Here is a 25,574-nt window from a genome sequence, read left to right on the forward strand (position 1 = left end):
AAAGGATTGTAAGGTTGCGGTTTGCGACATCGTTCGAGCCTCTTACTCAGCAGCTTGGGTCAGATAAGTTTCGAGAGCCTTCATCAGAGTCTCGGGGCCGAAAGGCTTAGTTATGTAACCCGTTGTGCCGGCAAGACGCCCGCGAACTTTGTCAAAGAAGCCGTCCTTGCCCGATATCATCACTACGGGAACATCTTTTGTTTCGGCCCTTGCACGTATTTGTTTACAAACCTGATAGCCGTCCATTCGCGGCATTGTGATGTCCAGAAGTATGAGGTCGGGCGTGTTCGAATCGAGCCAGTGCATCGCCTCGATGCCGTCTTCGGCGCATGTGACGGTGTGGCCGCTCTTTTCGAGTTTGTTCGAGATGAGTTTGCGTACAGTTGCGCTGTCGTCAACGACAAGGATCGAATGGCCATGTGCACCGTCTCCCACTCGCTCGTTCTGATGTTTAAGTTCGCCGAGCCTGATCGCGACGGCATTCACCTGACCCGCGAGGATGACGTTATTCGGGTCGGCCTGCGCCGCTTCCTGCAGGTATGAAAAGGCTAGGTCCGTATTTTTGAGATTGAAGTGGCCTAAAGCCAGCATCTGCATCTCATCGGGTGTGAATTTTCGAACATTCCATTCTGCCGTGAGCTTTGCAACAGCCGTCTGAACGGCCGCACGATCGGCCGGCGATGCCGCCAGTAGAGCTTCGATGTTCGAGAGTGAGAGGACGGCCTTACAGCCGGGGCATTCAAATACCTGACGAACTGTCTCGGCATTGCAGAACGGGCAAGTCTCGGTCACTGTCTCCGCTGCGTTGTCGCAGCTCATGTACGTTTGATCTGCATCCGTCTCGTGGATCAGCGGCTGATCTCCGGGAACGGGCGGCACATAGCCGTGATCGATCACGTCCTCGGCCGTATATTCACACGTTTCGGCAAAGGGCGAAGCGTACGTCTCCTCATAGCGGGCGGCTTCTTCAGCCGCAAAGCTTTGCGGAAAATGTGCAGTCTCGCTCTCCGTCTCGGGCTGCGCCGCATCTGCGCTTATTTCCGATGCTTCTGCATCCTGGCCTTCAACGGCAACGGGACCATTGGGTAAGAACTCGTAATCAGCGTCGGCCTCATGCGTCGGCCGCTCGGGCTCAACCTGTGTTTGAGTTTCTGCCGTTTCCGCGGCGACCTCGACGGTTGGTGCGGGCGCTGCTGCGGTAGCAAGTTCACTCAACATATCGCGCCCCATAGATGCGAGTGCGTTGCCCGGATCAAGCTCAAGGACACGCGTGTAGGCGTCGAATTTATCTTCAATTGAAACCGCCAATTGCGATTTAAGCAGCCACAGATCAACGCTGTCGGGCTTCGCCTCGATCAAGCTGCTGAGCAGTGCATTCGCCTGTGGTGCATCACCGCTGACGGCGGCCTTTTTGACATCGAGAAGTGCAGCCTCGAACTTCGCCGCTTCCTGCTCGCGCATCCATTGATGAGCGGACTCGTTTTCAGGGTCGAGATCAAGAATTTGTTTGTAAGCGGCAGCTTTGGCATCGCCATGGTCTGCCAACTGAGCCTTCAGCAGCCACAGTTCGACGCTGTCAGGCTTGGCTTCGAGAAGCTCTGCAAGGATCGGGTTTCCGCGTTCCGAATCACCTGCGGCAGCGGCATCTTTGACCTCCGCAAGAGCGGCCTCGAACTTCGCCGCTTTCTGCTCGAGCATCCATTCCTGTGCTGTTTCATTCTCCGGGTCGAGCGTAAGGACCTTCTCATAGCAACGGTGCTTCGCATCCGTATCGCCGCTGAGCTTTGCCTTCAACGTCCAAGCGTCGATCGACGAGCTATCGTGTGCAAGAGCTTGTTCGAGGCATTGATGGGCGAGGGTGAGATCGTTTTCGCCGGCCGCTACCTCAGCGCGTTGAATATGGGTTCTTGCCAGCAGCGTACAAGTAGCCATACGCCATGCGATCGCCCGGTCATTCGATTCGTCAATTTCGAGTACGCGATCGAGAAAGGTCAGCAATTCTTCGGGGTATTCGCTGATCGAGGCCAGCCAAAGCCATGCATCGACGTTTTGACCGTCCGTCTCAGTAACGCGGTTCAGAAGAAGCCGCGCATTTCGCCTGTCGCCTGAACGGGCAGCGGATATACCGCGTGAAAGAAGATCTTGAATATCAGCTTGGCTGTCAGTTGCTGTTGTTGCGGCGTCGGACGAGGATACGACTTGGTCGAGTTCTAGTCTCATATTTTTTGATGATTTTCTGCAGAAAAAAACCGGTCTTTGTGGGTGGCCTAAACGCCGGCCGGAGAAGAGACGCAATGCCTCACGTAAGCAATAAGCAAGCCAAGTGCCACGGGTAAAAAACCTGGCTGATCATCTAAGTTTCGCAGATTCAATAGGTTGCGAGCGGCTTATGGTTCCGCTAGGCTCGAAAATCACTGCATTTGTGACAAAATTCGTCAGCTTTTATTGACAAAAAGATGTAATCAGCTAATCTCGGCTTAAATGCAAGGAACAGTAAAAAAGGACGTGATCGTCATCGGTGCCGGGCCGGCAGGGCTATGCTGCGCCGCGTGGTGCCGTGAACTTGGTCTATCAGTTCTCGTACTCGAGGCGGCTGCCGAAAGCGGCGGCCAACTGCTGTGGATAAACGGGCCGATAGCCAACTATCCGGGAATAAAGGCTGCAAATGGCCGAGAGTTCCGCGAGTTGTTCATGCCCGAAAATATCGAGGAGCTGATTCGCTGCGAAATCCGTGTTACCTCGATCGACACTGTTTCCCGAACCGTTGCGACGACTGACGGCACCTTTGCCGCCGAAGCGGTCGTTATCGCGACCGGTGTCAGTCGAAGGACGCTCAAGATTCCGGGCGAAAAGGAATTCTTCGGCCGCGGTGTGCTTCACTCAGGAGCCGGTTCAAAAGGCGAGATGGGCGGCAAGGACGTTGTGATCGTTGGCGGAGGCGATGCGGCATTCGAGAACGCGATGATCTTGAGTGGTGCCGCGCGCAGTGTTGCGGTCGTGCATCGGCGAGATAGGTTCACCGCTCGGAAAGAATTTCTCGACGCGGTTCTTTCGAGACCCAACGTGAAGCTGATACGCAATGCTGCGCTTGCCGAGATCGCGGGCGACGATGCGGTTCGTTCGGTTTCGATACGGGATGTTTTGACCGGTGAAATGACGACGCTGCCGGCAGATGCCGTACTCATTCGCATCGGAGTAGCACCGAATACGGAATTCGTCCCCGCTGAGGTCAGTCGTGACAGCGACGGTTATCTTTTGGTCGATCATTTGTGCCGTACTAAAGTTGAAGCTGTATTTGCCGTCGGTGATATTACCGGCCGCGTCGCCCCGACGATCGTTTCTGCCGCCGGTAATGGTGCCACTGCGGCAAAGGCAGTGCGCATGCTTGTCCGTAGTTGAACGGCCGGTCGAACTCACTTTTTGCGGGTTTCACAGCGTGCGCTCCAATGCCATCATCAAACCGCGCGTCCGGTAACTTTAATATTTTGTAAACTTTGGGGTAAAAGACTTTACTTTAACGGGGAAATTTGTATCATTAAGGCAATAATCGTTTTGTACAGATCTCGGATCGGTTAGATCGACCGGGAAAATTGATCACTCAAACTGAAGCGGAAAGTGTGCCGGTTGCGGTATCTCTGACGAAACCGACGGACATCAGGAGGAGAATTTATGAGAAGGAATGACTTGATCGGAAAGGTGCTGATCGCATCGTTCGTAATGTTGTTTGCGGCCATCTCGAGTATGGCTCAGGTTGGAAGTTCCGCTGTAAAGGGCCTTGTTACCGACCCACAAGGGAATATTGTGGCCGGTGCCACTGTCCGGTTGATCAGTGAACTCGGAACAACGCGAACTGCAGTTACCAACGACTCGGGCAGCTATAGCTTCACTACCGTAACTCCCGGCAACTATACGCTGGAAGTGGAGATGACGGGTTTCAAAAAGGCGAATGTTTCTACATTCAAAGCGCTTGTCGATAATACGGCAACGGTCAACGTAACGATACAGGTCGGCGATATTTCTGAGACGGTCAATGTCAGTGCGGCAGGGCTTGAAAGCATCGTCAATACTCAGGATGCCAGCGTAGGCAATAATTTTGTCGCGCGGCAGATCCTAAGCCTTCCGTTGGAAGGCCGTAACGTTGCAAATCTCCTGAGCCTTCAGCCGGGTGTTACGCCTGACGGTTCGGTGACCGGCGGCCGGTCTGATCAGGCCAACCTCACGCTTGACGGCATTGATGTAAACAACCAGCAGAATGCCGAGGCATTTGAGTCGGTGCTTCGAGTCAATCCCGATTCTGTCGATGAATTCCGCGTTACAACGCTCAATTCTGATGCCTCAAAGGGACGGTCATCGGGTGCCCAAATTTCGCTTATTACAAAGAGCGGAACAAATGAGTTTAGCGGCGCCCTTTATGAATATCACCGCAACACGGTTACAACCGCGAACGACTGGTTCAATAACGCTGCCGGAATAGCACGGCCGAAACTTATCCGAAATCTGTTCGGCGGCCGCATTGGCGGGCCGATCGTCAAAGACCGATTCTTTTTCTTCTATAATTATGAAGGAATGCGCGAGGCGAAAGATGCGGCAGTTACCCGCATGGTGCCTACTGCAAGCCTGGCGGCCGGTTCGATCCGCTTTGATGATAATACCGGGCAGTCTTGGACGCTGACGACGCCTCAGATCAATTCATTCCTGCTTAACGGAGTCCCTGTTATCGATGTTAATCCGACAGTGGTCGCATTGTTCGCCTCGGCGGCTTCTCGCTATCCGGTGAATGATACGACCGTGGGCGACGGCCGAAATACAGGCGGTTTCCGATTCAACGCACCGGTTCCCGTCAAGCAGAATATGCATACGGCACGCTTTGATTGGAATGTTACGCGAGATCAAAAACATACCGTTTCGTTCCGCGGAAACTACCAGCAGGACATCACAGGTGCCGCGCCGTATCTGCCGGACACACCGCCGACGAATTTCTGGAGCCATCCCTTTGGCTTCGCCGCAACTTATACATGGCTGGTCAATGCCAATCTTACCAATCGTTTCAGCTATGGAATGACGCGTCTGGCTTACAGTACGCAAGGTGATTCGAACGACCCTGCGATATGGTTCCGAAGCGTATTTCAGCCGGTAGGTTTTGATCGCGCGGTTCATCGTACAAATCCTACACACAACTTTACGGATGACATGACATGGATCAAAGGCGATCATACCTTCCAATTCGGTACGAATATTCGCCTTATCTCGAATACGCGCGTCAATTACGCGAACTCGTTCGATCAGGCGTTGACCAATTACAGCTGGTCGTCAGCCAACCTCAGCCGGAACGCCGTAAATCAATACATTACCGCACAGGCAGGATCGACACGGGCTGTGAGTTCGGGTTGGGGGGCGCCGATACAGCATGCGCTTTTTGCATTGTTCGGCCGTCTGAACGACTATGGTGCGAACTTCAACTTCAAAAAGGACGGATCGCTACTCGCGGCAAACCAGGGCATCAAGCGAATATTCAAGACCGAAGAATATGACTTTTACGTCCAAGATTCGTGGAAGCTGCGGCAAAATCTGACAGTCAACTTGGGTCTTCGTTACGGATTGTCGATGCCGGTACACGAAGCGCAAGGCTACGAGGTCGTACCGAGCATACCGCTTGGCGAATATTTGGATCGAACCATTACCGCGATGGCGAACGGCCAGAACTACCGTGAGCCGATCTCGATCAGAATGGCAGGCAAGGCGAACGGCAAGGACTCTATCTATCCGCTTGATACGAATAACTGGCAGCCGCGTCTCTCTGCAGCGTGGTCGCCGAATTTCGAGAAGGGGTGGCTCGCCAAACTTTTCGGCGGCAAAGATAAGTCGGTCTTCCGAGGCGGTTTTGCCATGACGAACGACTACTTCGGACAGCAGTTGGCCGTGCGTTGGGATACTAATAATGAGCTTGGTTTCTCGACCACTTCGCAGATAAATGCGAACCAATACAACATAACGACGAATCCGGGCGTGCCTTATACAGGTCCGTCAATGAATATCCGCTCGTTCCCGAATCTGATCATACCGGCGAACCTGACGTTCCCGCTAACGGCTCCCGAATCGGATCCCGGCTACGGGCCGATCCAACGCGGCCTCGATCAGAACCTTCAATCGCCGGTCAATTATACGTGGAGCTTCTCATACGGGCGCGAATTGCCCGCGAAGATCTGGCTCGAAGCGGGATATCAGGGCCGTCTCGCCCGTCACCTCTTAACAGGCCGTGATGCGATGATGCTCCGCGGCGATATCAAGGATCCGGTTTCGGGGCTTACATATTTCCAGGCAGCAACGCTCCTGGATATTCAACTTCAGGCCGGGGCGTCGGCGTCAAGCGTTACTCCTATCGGGTTCTTTGAAAATATGTGGGCACCCGGTTCATTGGGGCCGATTTTCGGCTGCCCGAGCGGCATTCCTAATTGCACCAACACGCAATCGGTTTTTTATGCTCAGCCGTGGGCGGGCGATTGGGCGTACATGGCCTCGATGTTGGATGATGAGACCGGTACACGCTACTTCTTCCAAGGGCAGTACGATTCGCTTGCCGTTTACAGCACTGTGGGCGAATCGGATTATCACGGTGCATACCTTTCGATCAGGCAGCGGCTTGGCGGTATGACGTGGGATTTCAACTACACGTTCTCGAAGTCGCTTGATGAATCCTCGGGCCTTCAGACGGGCGATTCGTTCGGCTCGACCTTTGTGCTTAATGCGTTCCATCTGCGCGATCAGCGTTCCTACTCGGACTTTGACCTTCGGCATGTCATCAACTTCAACGGTGTTTGGGATGTGCCGTTGGGACGCGGCCGCAAGTTCGGCAAGAATATGAATAAGTTTCTTGACGTTCTGGTCGGGGGCTGGACGCTGAGCAACGTATTCCGTTGGGATTCAGGTTATCCTTTCGACGGATTCTATGACGGCACAGGCTGGCAGACCAACTGGAACGTGCGGAGCTATATGACGATGCTCCGTAAGGTCAAGACCGGTACGTATAAGACGGCGAACGGTGTCAACCTATTTGCCGATCCGGCTCAAGCCGTTACTGCATGGCGTACGCCGCATCCCGGCGAGACAGGCTCGCGGAACGCGATCCGTATGCCGGGAACGTGGAATATCGATCTGGGCATAGCCAAGTCATTCAATATGCCGTATCGTGAAGGCCACAAACTGACGGTCAAGGTCGAGGCGTTCAACCTGACAAATACTCCGTTCTTCAGCGATCAGTCGGTCGTATTGCTCGGCTATACGGGTTCATCGGCTCCGCCGAATTTCGGAGCGTTCACGTCAATGGCGAATCAGCCGCGCGTAATGCAGTTCGCGGTCCGATACGACTTCTAGTTCGGGAAACAATAGAGTGAAATTAGCGGGCAGCGAACGCATCGTTGCCCGTTATTGCTGTCAGGTGTCGGGTATCGTTCAGGGCGAGAATGCGTATATTCGTCCTGCCGCGTATCTCAAAACGGTTAATGCCGCAATTTGAGGTGATCAGCCACGGCGTTTGTTTCGTGTCACGACGGATCGCTCCCATCAGGTGAAGCGTTAAAAAGCAGATGGCACCCGTATGGGTAAAGATCGCGATCCGCTCACCTTGATGGTTTCGCAGTATCTCGGCGAGTTTCGCGGTCGCGCGTTTCAGCAGGTGTCGGTAGCTTTCGCCGCCGGAGATCACAAAATTCACATCTCTGTTGACGAGCGCGTAATAATCTTTTGGGTACTGCTCCTTTGATTCTTCGAATGTAAGGCCTTCGAGCACTCCTACATGGCGCTCGCGGAATGCAGGCGTTGCGTTTATCGGCAGATCTGAGAGCTTTGCCAGCGCGTCAGCGGTCTGAACGGCCCGAAGCAGGTCGCTCGAATATATCGCCGCAATGCCTTCTCGATCAAGCAGCTTTGCAGTACGTTCGGCTTGCCGCAGCCCCAGGTCAGATAACGGCGTCGGGCCGTGGCCGCCGAAGCGCCCCTCGGCGTTGCCGGCAGATTGGCCGTGTCGTATCAGGAATAAGCGTGTCGGTGGCGGCATTCGATCGATGTTCCTTGCGCGTGTTAGGCTGCGACGGCCTCCGCTTTTAATTTTTCGGTCTGGTAATGCGTACGAAGCGCCTCGATGAATTCATCCAAATGGCCTTCCATTACAAGGTCGAGTTGGTGAACCGTCATACCGATCCGGTGATCGGTCACACGATTTTCCTTGAAGTTGTATGTGCGTATCTTTTCCGAGCGGTCGCCCGACCCGACCATTGACTTTCGCTCGGCCGAAAGGGCGTCGTGCTGCTTTTGCTCCTCGATCTCCTGTAGCCTTGCACGCAGAACACGCATGGCCTTTTCGCGGTTCTTTATCTGCGATTTCTCGTCCTGCATCGAAACGACGACGCCGGTCGGCAAATGGGTTATGCGTACCGCGGAATAAGTGGTGTTGACAGACTGGCCGCCCGGCCCCGATGAACAGAACGTATCGATACGCAGGTCGTTCTGGTTGATCTGCACATCGACCTCTTCGGCCTCGGGCAGAACTGCGACGGTGATCGCTGATGTGTGAATGCGCCCCTGCGTCTCGGTTTGCGGAACCCGCTGAACACGATGAACACCCGACTCAAAACGCATCTTCGAATAAACACTGTCGCCCTCTATCATTGCGACGGCTTCCTTGATGCCGCCGACGCCGGTGTCAGAGGCTTCCATGATCTCCATTTTCCAGCCTTGCCGCTCGGCATAGCGTGCATACATTCGCAGTATCTCGGCAGCAAAGAGCGTGGCTTCGTCGCCGCCCGTACCCGCACGTATCTCGAGGATCACGTTCTTTTCATCATTCGGATCCTTTGGCAGCAGAAGCACCTTCAGGGCTTCTTCGGCAGCGGGCAGGCGCTCTTCGAGGCCTGCGATCTCGAGGTTGGCCATATCGCGCATATCGTCATCGTCTGCCATTGAAAGCAGGTCGCGCGCGCCTTCGAGATCGGAGCGCATCTTCTTGACCTCACGGTATTTCTCAACGATCTCGCCGAGCGTGCGGTGCTGCTTCATCGCCTTGGTGTACGCTTTCATATCCGACATGAACTCGGGCTGCGAGATCTGCTCGGTCAGTTCTTCGTACGTTCTTTCTATCTGTTCAAGCTTTTCGAACATAATTTATGTGCCGCCGCCGGCGATCTCCGCAGGCCTTATGCTGCCTCAGGCTCTAACTTCAATGATTCGTCGAGCGCGCGGATAGCGACCTCAAGCTGTTCGGTATCGGGCTCTTGCGTAGTGATGCTCTGCAGCCAAATGCCGGGCCGCGTCATGAATTTGAAGAACGAGCCTGATTCCTTCTTTGCCGCGTAGCGGATCACCTCGTAAGAAAGGCCAGCGACGAGCGGCATCAACGCGATCCTGACGACAAGGTTGAGCCACATCGCATCGAACTTGATAACCGAAAAGAGCACGATCGCGACAAGCATCACGACCATCAGGAATGACGTGCCGCAACGCGGGTGACGGCGTTCCTGCACGGCGGCGTTATTCGGCGTCAGATCAAGCCCTTTTTCCCACGTAAAGACCGTCTTATGCTCGGCACCGTGATATTCGAATACACGCCTGATGTCTCTAAGCCGCGACATCGAAAAGATCATCACGATAAAGAAGAACATTCTCACAAGGCCGTCCACGAGGTTGAACGCAAGCCATGAATGCGGCTTGATCTCCCATATATACGACTTGACGGTCGCCCACCACGCTGCGTTTTCGACGAGTACGGGCGGATCGGCCCAACCGAGGGCAATAAATGCGACGTTCGTAAGGAGAAGAGGCGCCGCTATAAAAAGCAGAATGTTGAAAAGCAGGGCAAACACGATCGAGAAGACGGCACTAACCGATTGCCCGGCCGAGCGTTTCTTCGCCTCTGCCGGCATTGTTACTTTGACCGGTGCTTTTGTGAACTGCGCGTCGCCGGTGCCCTCGACAAATACGGGTTCTGCGGCCGAGGCGGTTTCGGCGGCCTTTTCGGTCTGAGTTTCGTGATCTTCTTCCCAGATTCGTGCCGAAAAATTGAGTGCTTTTACACCGAGCGCAAGCGACTGGACCAGCGTTGCTCCGCCGCGAAGTACCGGCCATGCGAGCCACTTATATGAATCGCTCCACTTCGGCAGGCGTTCGGCCGTCGAGACGATCGAGCCGTCGGCACGCCGGCACGCTATCGCGTAGGCGGAGGGCGTACGCATCATCACGCCTTCCATAACGGCTTGGCCGCCGACGATCAGGTCGCGTTCCATAGCAAACACTGTGTGCAAAAATCTCAGTATTCGGGCCTTATTTCTCATACATTCAATTGACGCTTGCCGCATCGTTCTTGTTGCCATTCTTTTGCCTTGAAAGGCTGCAAGCAAGGCGGTCGTGCGTCTCTCGGATAATAAAAACACTTAACGCCGAGTTCTTTTCACCTTTCGTGAGTGCGGATGCACCTCTATCGAACGGCGCCAAGAGTCTCGGCGTCATCAACTTGTTAAGCTAATAAAGTCTTTCTATCGTTCCCACGCTTGACGGCGTTCTCAGCATTTATGCCGTTGCTTTGCCGCGTTGATAGCGCTTGTTAAAGCGATCGACGCGTCCGGCAGTGTCAACAAGCTTCTGCTTTCCGGTAAAGAAAGGGTGGCATGCCGAGCAAATTTCAATGTGAAGGTCTTCGCCCAGTGTTGAGCGTGTTTTGAACGTGCTGCCGCACGCACAGACCACCGATATCTCGTTGTAATTCGGATGAATATCCTGTTTCATTTCGCTTTCTTCCTCCGCCGTAAATGAGCGGTACGTCAACAGACGCAAACCTTAAGGATAGTGTTGTTGCCGTGCAAGGTCAAGTTCATTTTACGGCCGCGTCGGGAGCCGGCCCTTCGGCGGTGTCGAGCAGGCTGAGCAAACGCTGATGCTTGATCCCGAAGGCCGCCATCAATTCGCGTATCTCACGATCGAGTTCCTGCTTGCGCGGCGTATCTTTGTGGTGAGTGCCGATGAGCATATTGTTCTTCGGCGTGTGTTCGACGGGGACGAACTCAAGCATTTTTACGGCGTAGCCCTCGCGTTCGAGCAGCATCGCACGGATGCCGTCGGTCAGTGTCTCGGCGGTGCGCTCGAGGAGAACGCCGTATTTGAGCACATCGCGGAGCATCAGCGGCGGCTCGATCTGCGGCCTGAGTTCCTGATGGCAGCAAGGCGCGGCAATGATGAGTTCGGCCCTCGCTCTGATGCCTTTATAAAGAGCGTCGTCGGTCGCGGTATTGCAGGCGTGGAGCACGATGAGTATGTCGGCCGCGTCCAGCTCGATCGAATCGATCGCACCGTCAAGGAATTTCAGGCCGTCAAAGCCGCTTGCGTCCGCAATACCGCTGCATATCTCGGCGAGGTTCGCTCTCGCCTCAACGCCGGTAACGGCGGCTTTCACGCCCGCATTTGTCAGATATTCGTAAAGTGCGAATGTCAGATAGCCCTTGCCTGAGCCCATATCGACGATATGAAGAGCCTCGGCGCCTTTCAGTGAAGACGTCTCTATCGCCGCCGCTACGATCTCAACGAACTTATTTATCTGCCGCCATTTGTTCTGCTGCTTGTCGCGTACCGCACCTTCGGCGGTCGTGATGCCGAGAGCGTTCAGATAGAACGAATTGCTGTCGATCAGCTGACGCTTTGTGCGGTCGTGCGGTGTTTTTGCAGCGTTCTTGAATGTCGGCCGCCCTTTATTTAGCCGCGAACGGCCTTTCTTGCCGATGTCGAGCTGAAGGTCTTGTTCGGTCGTAAAAAGGTGTCCGCTAAAGAAATCGCCGCTCAGCGCATCGCCGATGATGTTCAGACCTTCATCCAGCGAATAGTTCTTTGCCGTATCTCGAGTGTCCTGCTTGTACAGAAAGAAAAGCCGCTCGCCGCGTTTTGTCTCGATCCTGCGGATATTGACCTTTTGGAGGCTGCGGTCGGCGCCCTTGTAATTGCCCAACGTCGCCTTGACGAAGGTGTTCTGCCTCAGGCTTTCGGCAAACGCATCAATAAAGGCCTCGACATTCTCGGACATACCGCTTCGCATGAGAGATCGAAATAGTTCTTACGAGGAATTATATGGATAAGTTTTCAGGAAGCATAACAACCAAGGACGCCGCTTTCCGATGCTCCCTCACCTCACCCGCCTGCACCCCGCAGTATTTCGCCTTTCAGTTGAAATACGGCGATTCCGAGATATCATTCTTCCGGCATACCTCAGCCTCCTTCCGCCCGGTCTCGACCGCCTTCAATATCCTCAAGAGATATGGAAAAGCCCAAAACCGCTTTTCCGCCTCTCTCACAACCTCGGCGACTGCAAGATAAATACAAACTGAAAAAAGGTGATGCAAAGAGACTTTTCGGTGTAGAAAAACTTGACCCGCTTAAAAAGAGACTTTTTTGTCTAGGTTTGCTCGACCACTCCGGACCGCCCCACCCAGTATTAATTTACGGGAGCGAGTCATATTGCGTATAATACAAAAGCAAATCAATGAGATACATAATTTATATCACAGACGAATGTAGGAGCGCTGCCGGTCACCACGGATATGAGGAAACTGTCACAAATCTTGCTGATAAAATTGAGCGGGAACAAGAATTTAGTTGGCATTATTATAAGGCTCCATTCTTTATACGAAAGAAGATAGGCCGAGATTATCGTCTGATCGCAAAGCAGATTCCGTTTAAGGAGCATGATGTTACGGTAATTTGTTTTGCTAGTTTTTTCTCAAAAGGCGACTTTGAGCTGGACAATTTTGATGTTGAAACAGTTGTTATTCCTGATACTGAAGAACTCGAAGGTTTTATAAATGACAAACTGGCTGGAGGTGAATTGCCGGCCGAACCAGAGACGCCTGATGAATATGAAAGCGCGTATTTAAATCCAATTCATGGGAAGGACGATCCTCTTGATCTAATGGTGTATGAAAGTCAAGAGTGGGTGGACGCCATGAAGGAGAAGGACGGCTGGCCTAGAGAAAGTTTTGACTCAATACATAAATTAGTTGAAAGGGCGTGTTGGGATGACGATGTTGATCTCGAATTGGACAATTCAAGAATACACATTTTTTTCAAGCGGTTTGATGCTCCGCGATCTGTTTTTCTGTTGGGGCTTTCACAAGATCAACCAACTAATTCAGAAATAGCAGATAAATATTCTTTGCTCACGTCAGAGACAATATTAACTGAGGACTTATTGCGGCAATTTAGTAAAAAAGCGTACCCAAGAATAATTACTGCAGATCTAGAAATTTGGAAATTGATTCAAAAGGACGAAACAGCAAATCTTGCGTTGTCGTCAGAGGAAACGCATATTCTGGAGTCTGTTTCAAAAGGCGGAGAAGAGAAGATCTATCCACTTTTTATTAACGGAAGGCCTGGCAGTGGGAAATCAACTATACTTCACTATTTGTTTGCGAATTATCTTGCATTCTATCTTTCCCAATCCGATAGACAAGTAAATCCGCCACTTTATTTGACGTACAGTCAAAAGTTGTTGGACGTGTCCAAGACTAATATTAAGAGCATCTTAAGACTCAACTCAAGTCGCTTACAGAGGTTGTCATGGAACGACCACGCTGAAAAAGGATTTGACGAAATTAGGGATATCTGTTTTGGTGAATTTCATGTTTTCCTAAGGAAACTTATATCGGAAGAACAGGCTTCAAATTTTGTTCCGGACAATAGAATGGATTTCCCAAGGTTTAGAAGGGAGTATCTAGAAATAAGATGGAGGAAAAGAGAGTTAACTAGATTAGATCCTGAAACCGCGTGGCATGTCATCAGGGGTTATATAAAAGGAATGAGTGATTCAGGAGGGGGATATTTTGATCCAGTTGACTACAAACAATTTGACTCTAAACGGAAAACGGTGACCCAGGAGACTTTTGATCTGGTGTTTGAACACGTTTGGGAAGGCTGGTACAAGGAATTTTGCCGTGAGGGGAGATATTGGGATAATCAGGATTTAACAAGAGCTATACTTGACTCAGGTCAGGAAATATCAAAATATCCCGTTGTATTTTGCGACGAAGCTCAGGATTTTACGCCAAATGAGCTTGAGCTTATTCTTCGGCTTTCTCTATTTTCCAACCGAAAACTCCAGCCTTTTCAATTGAAGCAAGTGCCATTTGCATTTGCAGGAGATCCATTTCAAACACTTAACCCAACCGGTTTTGATTGGGAAAAGATGAAATCCACATTTCACGAGAAGATAGTTCAAGAGTTGGATAGAACGGATAAATCTGGACTCGAGTTTAATTATCAAGAACTGCGGTTCAATTATCGAAGCAGCAAAGATATTGCCGGCGTGTGCAATCTTATTCAATTAGTGCGTGGATTGATTTTTAACACGCCCAGAATCGAACCGCAACAAAGCTGGCAAAGGGACGTCTCAGATACTAAGGTTCCAACATATTTTAGCACCTCTAATCAAATGGCGGTAGGTAAACTTTCTGAACAAAAGGACTTGGTTATTATACTTCCTTGCCAAGATGGCGAGGAAGAAACATATATCGCTGATGACCCAATTCTCAAGAATTTGAAAGTGCAAGGTAAAAATATCAATATGCTAAGCGCAATGGGCGCCAAAGGCCTAGAATTTGCGCGTGTTGTGATCTACAAATTTGGTGATACCTGCCTCCAAGAATTTCCAGACCTTGGTCGGAAGCTAAGCCTTGAATCTCACGAGGATGAGATTAATTCTGAAAGGAAGTTATCATGGGAGTACTTCTTCAATCGTTTATATGTGGCCGTTAGCCGCCCCAAAAGAGAGTTATATATATTAGATTCAGACGAAGGCATTGAATCATTTTGGAAAAGCAATGTCTTTACTAGGACAGATACCGTAATCGAACAAAGAAATAGGCGATCCCCAACAATTCGCTGGACCAGTGATGACGTGACTTTACCGGTTCCAGGAAATGAACAGTCAATATCCGAAGGGCTAACGGATGATCTACGATCCTTGGCTGAACAATTTCGGAACAACGGTCTTTCGACAAAGAACTCGTACTTACTACAGTTGGCTTCATATAATTATCGTAATGTAGGCGACAACCGTGAGGCGACGTTATGTGATGCCGAAAGGTTTAAGATCGATGAGCAATTTGAGAATGCCGCTCAGGCGTACCTTGCAATCGATATGATTCAAGAGGCGTTGGAATGCTCTTGGAATGGAGGGTGTTATCGGCAAATTGCTAGAGAGGAACGATTTACGAGGTTTAGTGAATACCGAGTAGCTAAATTCCTTTCCCTTGAGTCAAACGATGAAACGTTAGTTTCAATTCTTCGATTCGTCGGTGACGAGCTTCGTAGTGCAAATAAGGCGAGAATTGTAAATTCCCAAGGTTGGAGCGACTGCATGCGACGATTGATTGAAAGGGCTGTTACTGATAATGGACGGCGAGAGGACCCAAAAGCTGTGTATTGGAGTTTAAAGAATATCTATGACAATTGGCCAAATCTACCAAAGACTAGGGAATTAGCTGATGTTGCATTTAGGGCTGAGGAGTATGCTGACGTCTTCACACTTTATAAAGATCGAGGTGAAGAGGATCAAAATAGCCCGCAATACATAATTTCGAAATATGAGACTTCCCAGGCGGACCTGGATCCAGACGCTGTGAGGAGGCTGCATAATGCCTACTTGACCGTTGGTCTCTATCAACGAGCTTATGAGATAGCAAACAAGTACAATTTTGAAGATCTCTGGACTGAATTGCTCAAAAGAGTTCCTTTCTCGGACGAACATTCCATAATTCTGTCTGGCACAATTAGCGAATTGGTTAAGCTGTATGCTTCATCGAATAGGTTCGAAAAGATAAATGAACTACTGGAAAGAAAGGACTTGGCCCTCCGTGAAGTTAAGCCCCTCATCTCAAATATTCTGGATGTGATTGAACCTGATGGTCTTTCGGGCGCCCAAGCAAAGGATATAGAATCCCTTTTCAAGATATTATCGAGGATAGAACATGTTTCTTCGCCGAATGACTACGATATAAGAAAAATTGGAGACGTACTCAAAGGTACCAACCAATTTGTCAAGTCTCTTGGGCTCATAGAAAAGCTTCTAAACGTTAGGGAGTTGTCGGCGGAAACCTTGGAATTATTGAGGTCCGAGTGGTTTGATACAAAATCACGCCAAATAGCATACGCAAGATCGCGTAACCAGGATGCCAAGCGTTATGAGAGGGAAATTTCTGTAAAGCGTTCTGAATGGGGAGTGAAGGATGTTTCTATTAAACCTGAAGCAGAAGATGCTGAAGAAATAAAGCCACGTTCCCGAAGTTTGACTGGTGAGCAGAAGCAAATGGCACATTTAGCGAAAAATGCCGGTAAGACTCCTAAAGAAATCGCTGATTTTCTGGGAGTAAGTGTCGATTCAGTAATATCTCTTTTCATTAAAAGCGAAAGAAAACGCCATAAAAGGAAATGAATCTGACATTCACTTCACTAATCTTGTCTAGATTTGTGTGGAAATGTAACCCTCCCCTAATTGTGACCTGCTCTGGCAAAATTACACGAGGCGGATGGCTAGTTTCAATTAAAATAAGGAAGGAGAAACCGGCAGATGAGGAAGAAGTATACGGAGGAGCAGATCGTCGGGATATTGCGAGGGGCTGAGGCGAGCGGAAAGGGCGTGAAGGAATACTGTCGCGAAAAAGGGGTACACGAGACGACGTATTACGCGTGGCGGAAGCGATATGGGATGACGGCGGCGGCGCCGTGACCGTCGGCATTGTCGCTGCATCCGGTTAAACTGCTTGAAGAGTTTGGTTGAGTCAGCCAACGTGCTAGTGTCCTAATTCCAGCCGTGTTTTCTGAATACTGATGCGGCTTGAGGCGACTTTATATAATCGTAGAATTCCTTGGTAGTGTCAAGTTCTTTGTGTAAATGATCTCCCTTCATTTTCAGTAGTAGTAGCAGGGGCTGTGGGAACGGTGGAAAAATGTCTTTTATTTTTCCACGGTTTCCATAGCCCGATCTTGTCAACTCTGTGGCAGCCGGTCTTCGTAGACGATAGCGAACCGGCTGAGGGCGGCCTTCCAATCGCGGATCGGCATGGTCCATTTTTTTGTGATATTTCGCAGAGCGAGATAGAGCAGTTTTTGCACGGCCTCGTCATTTGGAAATGATCCGCGGGCCTTTGTCACTTTGCGAAGCGTCATATTGAGCGACTCGATGGCGTTGGTCGTATAGATCACGCGTCTGATCTCCGGCGGATAGGCAAAAAATGGGATTATGCGGGTCCAGTTCGAGCGCCAGCTTCGAGAGATCGTCGGAAAGCGGGCATCCCACTTGTCGGCAAATTCGTCGAGCCGCTGTTCGGCCTCTGCGTCAGTCGCCGAGCTATAGATCGTTTTAAGGTCCCGGGCCACTTCTTTACGCTCCTTCCAGCCGACGTAATTGAGCGAATGGCGTACCATGTGGACGATGCACAACTGTACCTCAGCTTTCGGAAACACGGTCTCGATCGCTTCGGGAAAGCCTTTGAGCCCGTCAACACAGGCGATAATGATGTCATTAACGCCGCGGTTCTTGAGTTCGGTGACGACCGAAAGCCAGAACTTTGCCCCCTCACTCTGAGCTATCCACATGCCCAGCACTTCCTTCAATCCGTCCATGTTGACACCGATCGCCAGATAAACGGCCTTGTTTCGAACGTGGCCCTGGTCTCGAACCTTGAACTGAAGAGCGTCCAGGTAAAGGATCGGGTAGACCTCGTCAAGCTGCCGGTTCTGCCACGCTTTTACTTCATCAATGACCGCATCGGTGACTGTCGAAACAAGCGTCGGCGAGACTTCCACCTGGTAGATCTCTTCGATGTGCTGCTGTATCTCGCGGGTCGACATCCCACGTGCGTAAAGCGATATGATCTTCTCGTCAAAACCCGTGAATCGCGTCTGATGCTTGCCGACGATCTGCGGCTCGAACGTCCCCGCCCGGTCACGCGGCACCTCGATCGGTACTGTGCCAAAGTTGCCTTTCAGCGTCTTTCTCGATGTCCCGTTGCGCGAATTGCCGCTGCCTCTGCCCGACGCCTCATGCTTTTCGTATCCCACGTGCTCGGTCAGCTCTGCCGCCATCGCTCGCTCCAGCAGCCGCTTCGTCAACTGCTTCAGCAATCCGTCCTCCCCGATCAGATCCTCCGGCTTCTTATAGTCCTTCAATAAATTGTCAATCAGCTCGTTGTCTATGGTCATCTTTCCTCCCTCGCCGAACCTTATCCCATTCGACCGTTAATGACCATTTACACAAAATTATTTACACCCTCATTTCCTTGCGTTGGCGTTGTCGAAGCCTGCCTTACTGAGTGCAATACCGCAATCCCTGTAAATGGTGTACTTTTCTTTGAGCCGGACAAAATCCGCGGTGTCGGCGTTCGCAATTTGCCAGATATTCCAACTGATCCAAACGTCGATTTCGGGGTTCTGCTTCCAATACGCCTCGGCGAGGCCGCTGTTCTCAGCGTGATGGACGATGTTTGCTCTGATCTTTCGAAACGCGGCCATGTCTTTCATATTGCCGAGGATGTCTTCCCAAACGCCGGTCAGCCCCGCACCGTTCACGACCAAGATCTTGATGTCGCTTCTTTGGAGGTCTGCGAGGCTTTTTATCTTTTTCGGATTGCCTTTTCTTACGATAAGCCCCGAACCGCGGTAAAAAAGAGGATAAACGGTCTCGGGCACGATCGCATCGCCAAAAACGCTCAGGAAGTTGGCCATCATATTTTCCGAGCCGCTGTAAAAGATATCGCCGTCCTTTTTCGCCTTTTCCTGCCAGTTTTTCAGCGGCCCTTTTGTAACGCTGACGTGTATGTTGAACTCTTTTTCAAAATTTCCTGCGATCTCTTTTATAGCAGGGTACGGCCCGCCCGGCCCGTAAACGCGAACGGTTCCGGTCTGTGCCGCGCACATGCATACAGAAAAAAGGATAAAGAAGGTTAGCGACAAGGTGTATCTCATTTTGCTCGTGCGCCATTGATTCAATTTATTTTCGCCGCATAACGCGGTAGCGCGGCTTTCATTTTAGCAGTTTTCGGGCATACGCGTGACGCATCGGCGCTTTGCGGCGTGCGGCTTCGCCTGTGATCTCTCTGTCCGGCGATGTTATCTGTTAGAATCTTCGGGACGTTATCGCCGGAAGCCGGAGTGATATCGACCGAGGATTTATGCCGACCACTGCCTTGATCCAACATCCGATCTATGCCGAACACGACACGGGGCCGGGGCATCCGGAGACGCCTTTGCGCTACAAGGCTGTTATGGAGGCTCTTCGCGGCGATGAAGAGTTTTGGTGTTCGCTGAAAGTGATCACACCCGACGCTGCTTCGAAGGGAAGTATTCAAGCTGTGCACACGGCAAGGCATTTCAAAGAGGTCGAGAACGCATTCTCTGACGGGCTTACCGCGCTCGACGCCGACACAACGATCTCGATGAGGTCGTTCGACGCCGCTTTATATGCCGCCGGCGGAGCTATTGCCGCGGTCGATGCGGTGATGCAGGGCGAGGCTGACAATGCTTTCGTCGCCGTACGCCCGCCGGGTCATCACGCGACCGCGGAAAGAGCGATGGGCTTTTGCCTCTTTAACAATATCGCCGTTGCCGCGAGGCACGCACAGAATAATTACAATGAGATAGACCGCATTGTGATAGTCGATTGGGACGTTCACCACGGCAACGGAACGCAAGGCATCTTTTATAACGACCCGAACATTTTCTTCTTTTCAATGCATCAATATCCGTGGTACCCCGGCACCGGCAGCCGCGGTGAAACAGGCCACGGGCGAGGCCTCGGGGCGACGATGAACGTTCCGATCAAGGCGGGGACGAGCGCTGCCGAGCAGCGGCGTATGTTCGAGGCGGCGATCGAGGATATCGCAAAAAGGTTCACGTCCGATCTTGTGATGATCTCTGCCGGCTTTGATGCACACCTCAACGATCCGCTCGGGCAACTGCGGCTCGAGGACGACGACTTCTGTGCGATGACGCGCGTCCTGCGTGAATTCGCCGAAGGGTCAGCCGCGGGCCGCATCGTATCTTGTCTCGAAGGCGGCTATGATCTTGCGACACTCGGCACGACGGTCAAGCGCCACGTTGAAGCCTTATCGCAGTAGCGCAGGTTGTGCTACACTTCCGTTTACAGACATTATTGAACTGTCTTTAGAGGTGACGTTATGCCCGATGTCGAGATCTCGTGTTTGCAGTGCAAAGAGATATTCATTTTCAGCGAAAAGGAACAAGAGCTTTTTTATCAACGCAATATGATGCAGCCGCAGCGGTGCCCTAAGTGCCGTTCGAAACGCGCGGCTTCGAGGCCCGATGCGCCGGCCCGGTATGAGATAGTCTGCGACAATTGCGGTAAGCATGACACTGTGCCGTTCCAGCCGCGCACAGGCCGCTCGATAATGTGTAAAGATTGCTACGAGTCGAGCCGTTCGCGTGCGAGGTACGCCTGAAAAATGGAGTTCCAGACCGTTCACTACGAATTTGACGGCTTAGTGGCGACTGTCACCATGAACCGTCCTGATGCCCTTAACGCCCTGTCGATGCAGTTGACGATCGACCTCGGCAGTGCGTTTCGCAAAGCCGTCGATGACGGCTCATGCGCGGTCGTCCTGACGGGCGGCGGCCGTGCTTTCTGCTCGGGTGGCGACCTGCGGGAAATGAGGACAATGTGGGAGAAGGAAGGCCGGATCGAGGCCTTTCTCGAAGAGCCGCTCGGCGAGCTTCACAGCGTTGTCCGGTTCATACGCGAAGCGCCGATCCCGTTCATCGCCGCCGTGAACGGCGTTTGTGCCGGAGCCGGTGTCAATTTTGCCCTCGCGTGCGATATCGTGATAGCTGCCGAAGATGCTGCGTTCAGAGAAGCCTTTGTACGGATCGGCTTGTCGCCGGACTGCGGCGGTACATTCTTTCTTCCGAGAGCTGTCGGCGAAAAGCTTGCGGCCGAACTTTTGATGACAGGCGACGCGATATCAGCGCAGCGCGCCTCCGAGATCGGTATGATCAACAAGGTCGTGCCCGCGGCCGAGCTTCTGTCTGAGGCTCGGGCCTTTGCTGCCCGCCTCGCATCCGGTCCGACGGGTTCGATCGCCCGCATAAAACGAATGCTCAACGCCTCGTTCTCAAACGACCTCTCGACTCAGCTTGCCCTCGAGCATGAATGTCAGATCGAGTCCGGCAGATCTGCGGACTTCAAAGAGGGCGTCTCGGCATTCTTCGACAAACGTGTGCCGCAGTTCGAACGGCGCCCAGCCAAGGACTGATCCGCTGTATTCCTAAATCCGAAAGTGCCGTTTGACAGCGAGAAGTGATCCGTCGTAATTTATGTTCTGAAATTGAAAGTCGTTTTCAATAGATCGCATCAGCGATCGGTTCTCGAAGAACAAATAATGAAGGTATTTAGAAAGGTCATCTTTTGGCTGCACCTCATAACAGGTGTGATCGGCGGCATTGTTATATTCGTAATGTGTGTTACAGGTGCGGTGCTGTCGTTCGAAAAGAATATTGTCAATTACGTTGAAGGCGATCAGCAGCGGGTGGCGGGTGTGCAGGGCGAAGGACTGCCGGTCAGCGCCCTGCTGGCGTCGGCTTCGAATGCTCGGCCCGATGCAAAGGCTGCCTCGATAACGCTTTCAAGTGATCCGAATGCAGCAGCCGTCGTGTCGCTCGGGCGTGACGGAAGGCTTTTTATCGATCCGTATTCGGGCAAAGTGCTGGGCGAAGGGAATGCGGCGGTTCGAAGTTTTTTTGCGGCGACGACATCTCTCCATCGGTGGCTTGCACTCGAAGGCGACGGACGTGCGTGGGGTAAAGCCGTTACAGGTTTTTGCAATGCGTTGTTCTTGGTCCTCGCTATTACGGGCATGTATATTTGGATGCCGCGGCGGCTGAATCTGCGGCACATTCGGCCCGTTGTTTGGTTCCGTAAGACACATACGGGCAGAGCGAGAGATTTTAACTGGCATAACGTGGCAGGTTTCTGGTGTTCGTTGGTGCTGATCGTGCTGACTGCGACCGGAATGGTCATATCGTATAAATGGGCGAGCGACCTTGTGTATAAGGTAACCGGGAACGATCCGCCCGTTCAGCAGGCGGCAAAGGATCCCGGTGCTCCGGCTATGCCGCAAGTTCCGGCGTCGCCCGATAGGATCGATGCACTGTGGGCCGCTGCGATGATGCGAAACGATGGCTGGAAGACCGTTTCGCTGCGGCTGCCGGTAGTCGAAGAGGCTGTTTTTACGGTCGATGAGGGCAAGTATCTGAATATCTTCGGCCGCTCGACACTAACGCTGTTGTCGGCAACGGGCGAGGCAGCGAAATGGGAGCCTTACGGAGAAAGGAATACCGGGCAGCAGCTTCGCCTCTGGATGCGTTTTACACACACGGGCGAATCCTTCGGGCTGATCGGCCAGGCCGTCGGCTTTATAGCGTGTCTTGGCGGAGCCCTTCTTGTCTATACGGGTTTCGCACTGGTTCTGCGCCGAGCCGCACGATGGCTGAGGCGTCCGCGTACGATCCGAACCGGGCAAGTCCCGCTTGCGGAAGGCGGAATGTAACGCCCGAAAGTAATAGTCGGAAACTTTGACCATACTTCCAAGGCAGGCGTCCTTTCTTTGAAGAATGATGCCTGCCTTGCCCACTTATGATCTCGTCGGATTAAAAATTCCCTTCGCACTCGGTATTCTGTACTCAGATGCGGTCGCTGAGTTATGCAGAGCTGATCCGCGGGAACCGCAATTTCCGCAATTTGCTCGCCGGGCAATTTATTTCGGAGTTGGGCAACTGGTTCAACTTCATTGCCGGCCTCGGCTTGGTGCGCCTTGTATCTGATGCGTCTCCTATCGCAGCCGGACTGTTCTTTGTCGCAAGGCTTATCCCCTTCGCGTTGATGTCGCCGATCGCGGGTACGTTCGTGGATAGATTCTCGCGGCGGACGGTAATGATCGTTACCGACCTTCTGCGCGGCGGCGTTGCGCTCTCATTTTTACTCGTCCGCGATGACAGCGGCCTTTGGATCGCGTACGTTGCAACCGTAATAATGCATACTTCAGGAGCCTTTTTCGATGGTGCGAAGAATGCTGCAACGCCAAATTTGACCGGGCAAGAAGGGCTTTTGGCAGGAACCGCATTGATGTTCTCGACTCGATTTCTGCTGATGGCCGTCGGCTCGGCACTCGGCGGCTGGGCATCGGCGGCTTTCGGGTACGAGGTGGCATTTATCATAAATGCCGCTTCATTCTTCGTCTCGGCGTGGACGGTTTGGATGATACCTGAAGAGGCGACGCGCGATGATGCGACCGCTGCTCGGATGCGTGGAAAGACCGAGCGTTCGTCCTTTGTCACGGAATTGAAAGAAGGAGTTCATTACGCGTTCACAGAGCATTTCGCTTTGACGATCTTGCTTCTGAATATGATCTGGGCGACCGGCGGCGGTGCGGTGAACATTATCTTCGAACGGCTCGGCGGTGTGTATTTTGTTCAGGCCGAGGGCTGGAACGCCGACATGGCAGTGGCGATACTTTGGACGGCAACCGGACTCGGACTGACGGTCGGAATGCTGATCGCGCACCGCACCTCGATATGGCTCGACCGAAAGGGGACGAACCGCGCGTTCGTCGGTTGGACGCTGATAATTCACGGGGTCATTTTTGCTTTAGCGGTCTTTATGCCGACGCTGATGCTTTTCTCGGTCGCTGTCTTTATCTCGCGAACGATCATCGGCGTCGAATATGCCGTGCAGGAGACGATGTTCCAACGGAGCCTGCCGGATCATATTCGCGGACGCATTTCGACACTTGACCGCGGTGCGGAGCTAACTGTGTTCGGCATCATGAGTTACGGCGCAAGTGAACTGATGTATTACATGACGCCGCAAACGCTGACGGTGATCTCAGGAATATTATCGGCGATGGCGGGTGTTGTGTGGTTTGTAAGGGAGCGTCCGGCTAGGCAGTAACGATGACGGCCTTCGTGCCTGTAAGTTCGGTGAGGTCTTTTGTATAAAGCGTGTCAACGCGGCGGTGTTTGCCGACGGCCTCGACGATATCATCGGCGCTAATAAAGCCGGTTTCCATATGGGCGATCGCCCATGTTCGGATATTGGATGCGACCTCGAGCAGGCGGCCGAGCATTGAAAGATAATGGGATTTCGTAGCGGTCGCTCCGCCGAACGTCCCTTGATATCGCAGCTCCAGATCGTTCCAAAGATCGTCACGGCCCTGCATCCACTCCTCTTCCCATGCGGACGCGGCCAGCGATTCGCGGATCGAATGCGTGTGCGGCTCAGGCAGCCGCAGGAACAAAAGCTCATTAAAATTCTCGATCACGGCGGTATCAGCCAGGAAGTCTTCTGCTGTGTCGCTGCGAAAGATATTTGTGCTGCCGTTATCGAACGGTTCCGGCTCGATCGACCACAGGCGGCGGAACGCGACCGAGAGCGGCCGCCGGAACTGCCGCGTTTCTTCGGAAAAGCTCAATGCATACCGCCCGGCACCGATAGCAAGGTTCGCGGCAATTGCCCTTGAAACGGGCGATGCCAGGTTGTCGATATTGCGCCGCACATTGTCGAACCACCAGGCGTCCGGCTCTCTGAACCAATTCAGCAGCGAAGGATTTTCGAGCTTGTAGCCCGGAACGTACGCATCGTCGAGGACAACACCGACCTCATCATCGCTGAGCAGGTGCGAGTTATTGACGATCCGGGCATATCCGGCGGCGGCCGATGAACGCAGGCGGTCATTGGCAGCAACCTTTACTCCGCAGCGTTTCAGGTACGCGGGCAATGCTGTATCAGGCGATAACGGGATCGATACCGAGCTGAACTTCTGCCGCCGAAGCACGCTCATTTCAAAGGCAAGGAGGCCTTTCGGAAAGGTTTTTGATGCCGTGTTCATATCAGCTCGCTGTCCGAGGAAAGATCATACCCGGCGAGAGGCATTTCGAGAAATGCCTTTACGACCGACGGATCGAATTCAATGGCTGCCCAATCGACCAAATGCCGACGTGCCATCTGTTCGGTCATCGCATTTCGGAACGGGCGTTCGTTGATCAGCGCAAAGTATGAATCGACGACGCGTAACAGCCGCGCCGCAAGCGGAATGGCATCGCCCGAAAGAGCATCCGGGTAGCCCATGCCGTTCCACCATTCGTGATGCCAACGCACGATAAGCTGAACACTTCGCGGAAGTTCGAGCTTCGCCGCAGATTGTTCGCCGATCACAGGATGCCTTTGCAGATCTGTACGTTCGAGGGCGGTTAACTGCCTCGGTTCCGAGATATATTCGCGGGCCATAAGGACCTCACCGATGTTTCGAATGAGAGCGGCTTGCTGAAGTAGGAGCCTGTCGTTCTCGTTCATCCCAAAGACCTCGGCGAGCCTGTCCGCGGCTTCTGCAACTCTGGCAGAGTGGCCGGCAGGGTAGCCCTCGAACAGGTCACAGTCAGAGGCCGTGCTGATGAGCTGTTCTTCGAATTTGGATGTCGGTGCAGTAACGCTGTACACGAATTGTAATTTGAACGCTTTTGCCGGTAACTTTCAAGCGCGA

Annotated in this window: 19 protein-coding genes; 9 read left to right on the forward strand and 10 right to left on the reverse strand. The window is 52.5% G+C overall.

What is annotated here, in order from left to right; genetic code table 11:
• Positions 1-42 precede the first annotated feature (42 nt).
• A complete protein-coding gene (locus tag HS105_02635; GenBank protein MBE7515497.1) occupies positions 43-591 on the reverse strand; it encodes a response regulator in 549 nt (182 codons plus the stop codon).
• Between the two features lie 1,890 nt (positions 592-2,481).
• On the opposite strand from HS105_02635, the gene HS105_02640 reads away from it, so the two are divergent.
• Both HS105_02640 and HS105_02645 read left to right on the forward strand, forming a co-directional pair.
• The gene (locus tag HS105_02640; protein ID MBE7515498.1) at positions 2,482-3,399 is read left to right on the forward strand and encodes an FAD-dependent oxidoreductase; all 918 of its coding nucleotides are present in this window, start codon (positions 2,482-2,484) and stop codon (positions 3,397-3,399) included.
• A gap of 270 nt (positions 3,400-3,669) precedes the next feature.
• The gene (locus HS105_02645; protein MBE7515499.1) at positions 3,670-7,371 is read left to right on the forward strand and encodes a TonB-dependent receptor; all 3,702 of its coding nucleotides are present in this window, start codon (positions 3,670-3,672) and stop codon (positions 7,369-7,371) included.
• Between the two features lie 22 nt (positions 7,372-7,393).
• On the opposite strand, the gene HS105_02650 is transcribed toward HS105_02645, so the two are convergent.
• From HS105_02650 to HS105_02670, 5 genes are all read right to left on the reverse strand, one after another.
• Positions 7,394-8,053 carry a histidine phosphatase family protein gene (locus tag HS105_02650; protein MBE7515500.1) on the reverse strand — a complete coding sequence of 220 codons (660 nt, stop codon included), beginning with the start codon at positions 8,051-8,053 and terminating at the stop codon, positions 7,394-7,396.
• Positions 8,054-8,076: 23 nt separating this feature from the next.
• Positions 8,077-9,153 (reverse strand): peptide chain release factor 1, encoded by a 1,077-nt coding sequence (gene prfA / locus HS105_02655; protein MBE7515501.1) that lies wholly within the window; start codon positions 9,151-9,153, stop codon positions 8,077-8,079.
• Positions 9,154-9,188: 35 nt separating this feature from the next.
• Entirely contained in the window at positions 9,189-10,292 is a 1,104-nt protein-coding gene (locus tag HS105_02660; protein MBE7515502.1) for a DUF1385 domain-containing protein, read from the reverse strand.
• 265 nt (positions 10,293-10,557) lie between these two features.
• Positions 10,558-10,773 (reverse strand): 50S ribosomal protein L31, encoded by a 216-nt coding sequence (rpmE, locus tag HS105_02665; GenBank protein ID MBE7515503.1) that lies wholly within the window; start codon positions 10,771-10,773, stop codon positions 10,558-10,560.
• Between the two features lie 85 nt (positions 10,774-10,858).
• Entirely contained in the window at positions 10,859-12,058 is a 1,200-nt protein-coding gene (locus HS105_02670) for an SAM-dependent methyltransferase (protein ID MBE7515504.1), read from the reverse strand.
• Between the two features lie 456 nt (positions 12,059-12,514).
• Here HS105_02670 and HS105_02675 point away from each other — a divergent pair, with 456 nt between their 5' ends.
• Together HS105_02675 and HS105_02680 are read left to right on the forward strand one after the other, a co-directional pair.
• Positions 12,515-16,459 (forward strand): hypothetical protein, encoded by a 3,945-nt coding sequence (locus HS105_02675; GenBank protein ID MBE7515505.1) that lies wholly within the window; start codon positions 12,515-12,517, stop codon positions 16,457-16,459.
• Positions 16,460-16,594: 135 nt separating this feature from the next.
• Positions 16,595-16,753 (forward strand): transposase, encoded by a 159-nt coding sequence (locus HS105_02680; GenBank protein MBE7515506.1) that lies wholly within the window; start codon positions 16,595-16,597, stop codon positions 16,751-16,753.
• A gap of 260 nt (positions 16,754-17,013) precedes the next feature.
• Here the strand turns inward: HS105_02680 and HS105_02685 are convergent, their stop codons facing one another.
• Both HS105_02685 and HS105_02690 read right to left on the reverse strand, forming a co-directional pair.
• Positions 17,014-18,228, reverse strand: coding sequence for an IS256 family transposase (locus HS105_02685; protein ID MBE7515507.1), 1,215 nt, complete (start codon positions 18,226-18,228; stop codon positions 17,014-17,016).
• A gap of 69 nt (positions 18,229-18,297) precedes the next feature.
• Positions 18,298-18,990, reverse strand: a complete 693-nt coding sequence (locus HS105_02690; GenBank protein ID MBE7515508.1) for a substrate-binding domain-containing protein — start codon at positions 18,988-18,990, stop codon at positions 18,298-18,300.
• A 206-nt stretch (positions 18,991-19,196) separates the two neighbouring features.
• Here HS105_02690 and HS105_02695 point away from each other — a divergent pair, with 206 nt between their 5' ends.
• The 5 genes from HS105_02695 (at position 19,197) to HS105_02715 (ending at position 23,986) form a co-directional block, all read left to right on the forward strand.
• Complete coding sequence (locus tag HS105_02695) at positions 19,197-20,141, forward strand: histone deacetylase (protein ID MBE7515509.1); 945 nt, start codon at positions 19,197-19,199, stop codon at positions 20,139-20,141.
• A gap of 60 nt (positions 20,142-20,201) precedes the next feature.
• Positions 20,202-20,483 (forward strand): zinc-ribbon domain containing protein, encoded by a 282-nt coding sequence (locus HS105_02700; GenBank protein ID MBE7515510.1) that lies wholly within the window; start codon positions 20,202-20,204, stop codon positions 20,481-20,483.
• A gap of 3 nt (positions 20,484-20,486) precedes the next feature.
• On the forward strand, positions 20,487-21,293 hold the full coding sequence (locus HS105_02705; GenBank protein MBE7515511.1) for an enoyl-CoA hydratase/isomerase family protein: 807 nt from the start codon (positions 20,487-20,489) through the stop codon (positions 21,291-21,293).
• A gap of 126 nt (positions 21,294-21,419) precedes the next feature.
• Positions 21,420-22,586, forward strand: a complete 1,167-nt coding sequence (locus tag HS105_02710; protein ID MBE7515512.1) for a PepSY domain-containing protein — start codon at positions 21,420-21,422, stop codon at positions 22,584-22,586.
• A gap of 137 nt (positions 22,587-22,723) precedes the next feature.
• On the forward strand, positions 22,724-23,986 hold the full coding sequence (locus HS105_02715) for an MFS transporter (protein ID MBE7515513.1): 1,263 nt from the start codon (positions 22,724-22,726) through the stop codon (positions 23,984-23,986).
• Here HS105_02715 and HS105_02720 read toward each other — a convergent pair.
• Both HS105_02720 and HS105_02725 read right to left on the reverse strand, forming a co-directional pair.
• Positions 23,976-24,923 (reverse strand): hypothetical protein, encoded by a 948-nt coding sequence (locus tag HS105_02720; GenBank protein MBE7515514.1) that lies wholly within the window; start codon positions 24,921-24,923, stop codon positions 23,976-23,978. The two genes, HS105_02715 and HS105_02720, sit on opposite strands and share 11 nt — an antisense overlap.
• The gene (locus tag HS105_02725; protein MBE7515515.1) at positions 24,920-25,531 is read right to left on the reverse strand and encodes an HD domain-containing protein; all 612 of its coding nucleotides are present in this window, start codon (positions 25,529-25,531) and stop codon (positions 24,920-24,922) included. Before HS105_02725 ends, HS105_02720 begins: the two co-directional genes overlap by 4 nt.
• Between the last annotated feature and the right edge of the window lie 43 nt (positions 25,532-25,574).

Origin of the sequence: Chloracidobacterium sp., from assembly GCA_015075585.1 — a bacterium.
GTDB lineage: Bacteria > Acidobacteriota > Blastocatellia > Pyrinomonadales > Pyrinomonadaceae > OLB17.

What these genes read in the sequence shown, in the direction of transcription:
- HS105_02635 (MBE7515497.1), bottom strand. Translation starts at nt 591, where the DNA reads ATGCTGGCTTTAGGCCACTTCAATCTCAAAAATACGGACCTAGCCTTT.
- HS105_02640 (MBE7515498.1), top strand. Translation starts at nt 2,482, where the DNA reads ATGCAAGGAACAGTAAAAAAGGACGTGATCGTCATCGGTGCCGGGCCG.
- HS105_02645 (MBE7515499.1), top strand. Translation starts at nt 3,670, where the DNA reads ATGAGAAGGAATGACTTGATCGGAAAGGTGCTGATCGCATCGTTCGTA.
- HS105_02650 (MBE7515500.1), bottom strand. Translation starts at nt 8,053, where the DNA reads ATGCCGCCACCGACACGCTTATTCCTGATACGACACGGCCAATCTGCC.
- prfA (MBE7515501.1), bottom strand. Translation starts at nt 9,153, where the DNA reads ATGTTCGAAAAGCTTGAACAGATAGAAAGAACGTACGAAGAACTGACC.
- rpmE (MBE7515503.1), bottom strand. Translation starts at nt 10,773, where the DNA reads ATGAAACAGGATATTCATCCGAATTACAACGAGATATCGGTGGTCTGT.
- HS105_02670 (MBE7515504.1), bottom strand. Translation starts at nt 12,058, where the DNA reads ATGTCCGAGAATGTCGAGGCCTTTATTGATGCGTTTGCCGAAAGCCTG.
- HS105_02675 (MBE7515505.1), top strand. Translation starts at nt 12,515, where the DNA reads ATGAGATACATAATTTATATCACAGACGAATGTAGGAGCGCTGCCGGT.
- HS105_02680 (MBE7515506.1), top strand. Translation starts at nt 16,595, where the DNA reads ATGAGGAAGAAGTATACGGAGGAGCAGATCGTCGGGATATTGCGAGGG.
- HS105_02685 (MBE7515507.1), bottom strand. Translation starts at nt 18,228, where the DNA reads ATGACCATAGACAACGAGCTGATTGACAATTTATTGAAGGACTATAAG.
- HS105_02690 (MBE7515508.1), bottom strand. Translation starts at nt 18,990, where the DNA reads ATGAGATACACCTTGTCGCTAACCTTCTTTATCCTTTTTTCTGTATGC.
- HS105_02695 (MBE7515509.1), top strand. Translation starts at nt 19,197, where the DNA reads ATGCCGACCACTGCCTTGATCCAACATCCGATCTATGCCGAACACGAC.
- HS105_02700 (MBE7515510.1), top strand. Translation starts at nt 20,202, where the DNA reads ATGCCCGATGTCGAGATCTCGTGTTTGCAGTGCAAAGAGATATTCATT.
- HS105_02705 (MBE7515511.1), top strand. Translation starts at nt 20,487, where the DNA reads ATGGAGTTCCAGACCGTTCACTACGAATTTGACGGCTTAGTGGCGACT.
- HS105_02710 (MBE7515512.1), top strand. Translation starts at nt 21,420, where the DNA reads ATGAAGGTATTTAGAAAGGTCATCTTTTGGCTGCACCTCATAACAGGT.
- HS105_02715 (MBE7515513.1), top strand. Translation starts at nt 22,724, where the DNA reads ATGCGGTCGCTGAGTTATGCAGAGCTGATCCGCGGGAACCGCAATTTC.
- HS105_02720 (MBE7515514.1), bottom strand. Translation starts at nt 24,923, where the DNA reads ATGAACACGGCATCAAAAACCTTTCCGAAAGGCCTCCTTGCCTTTGAA.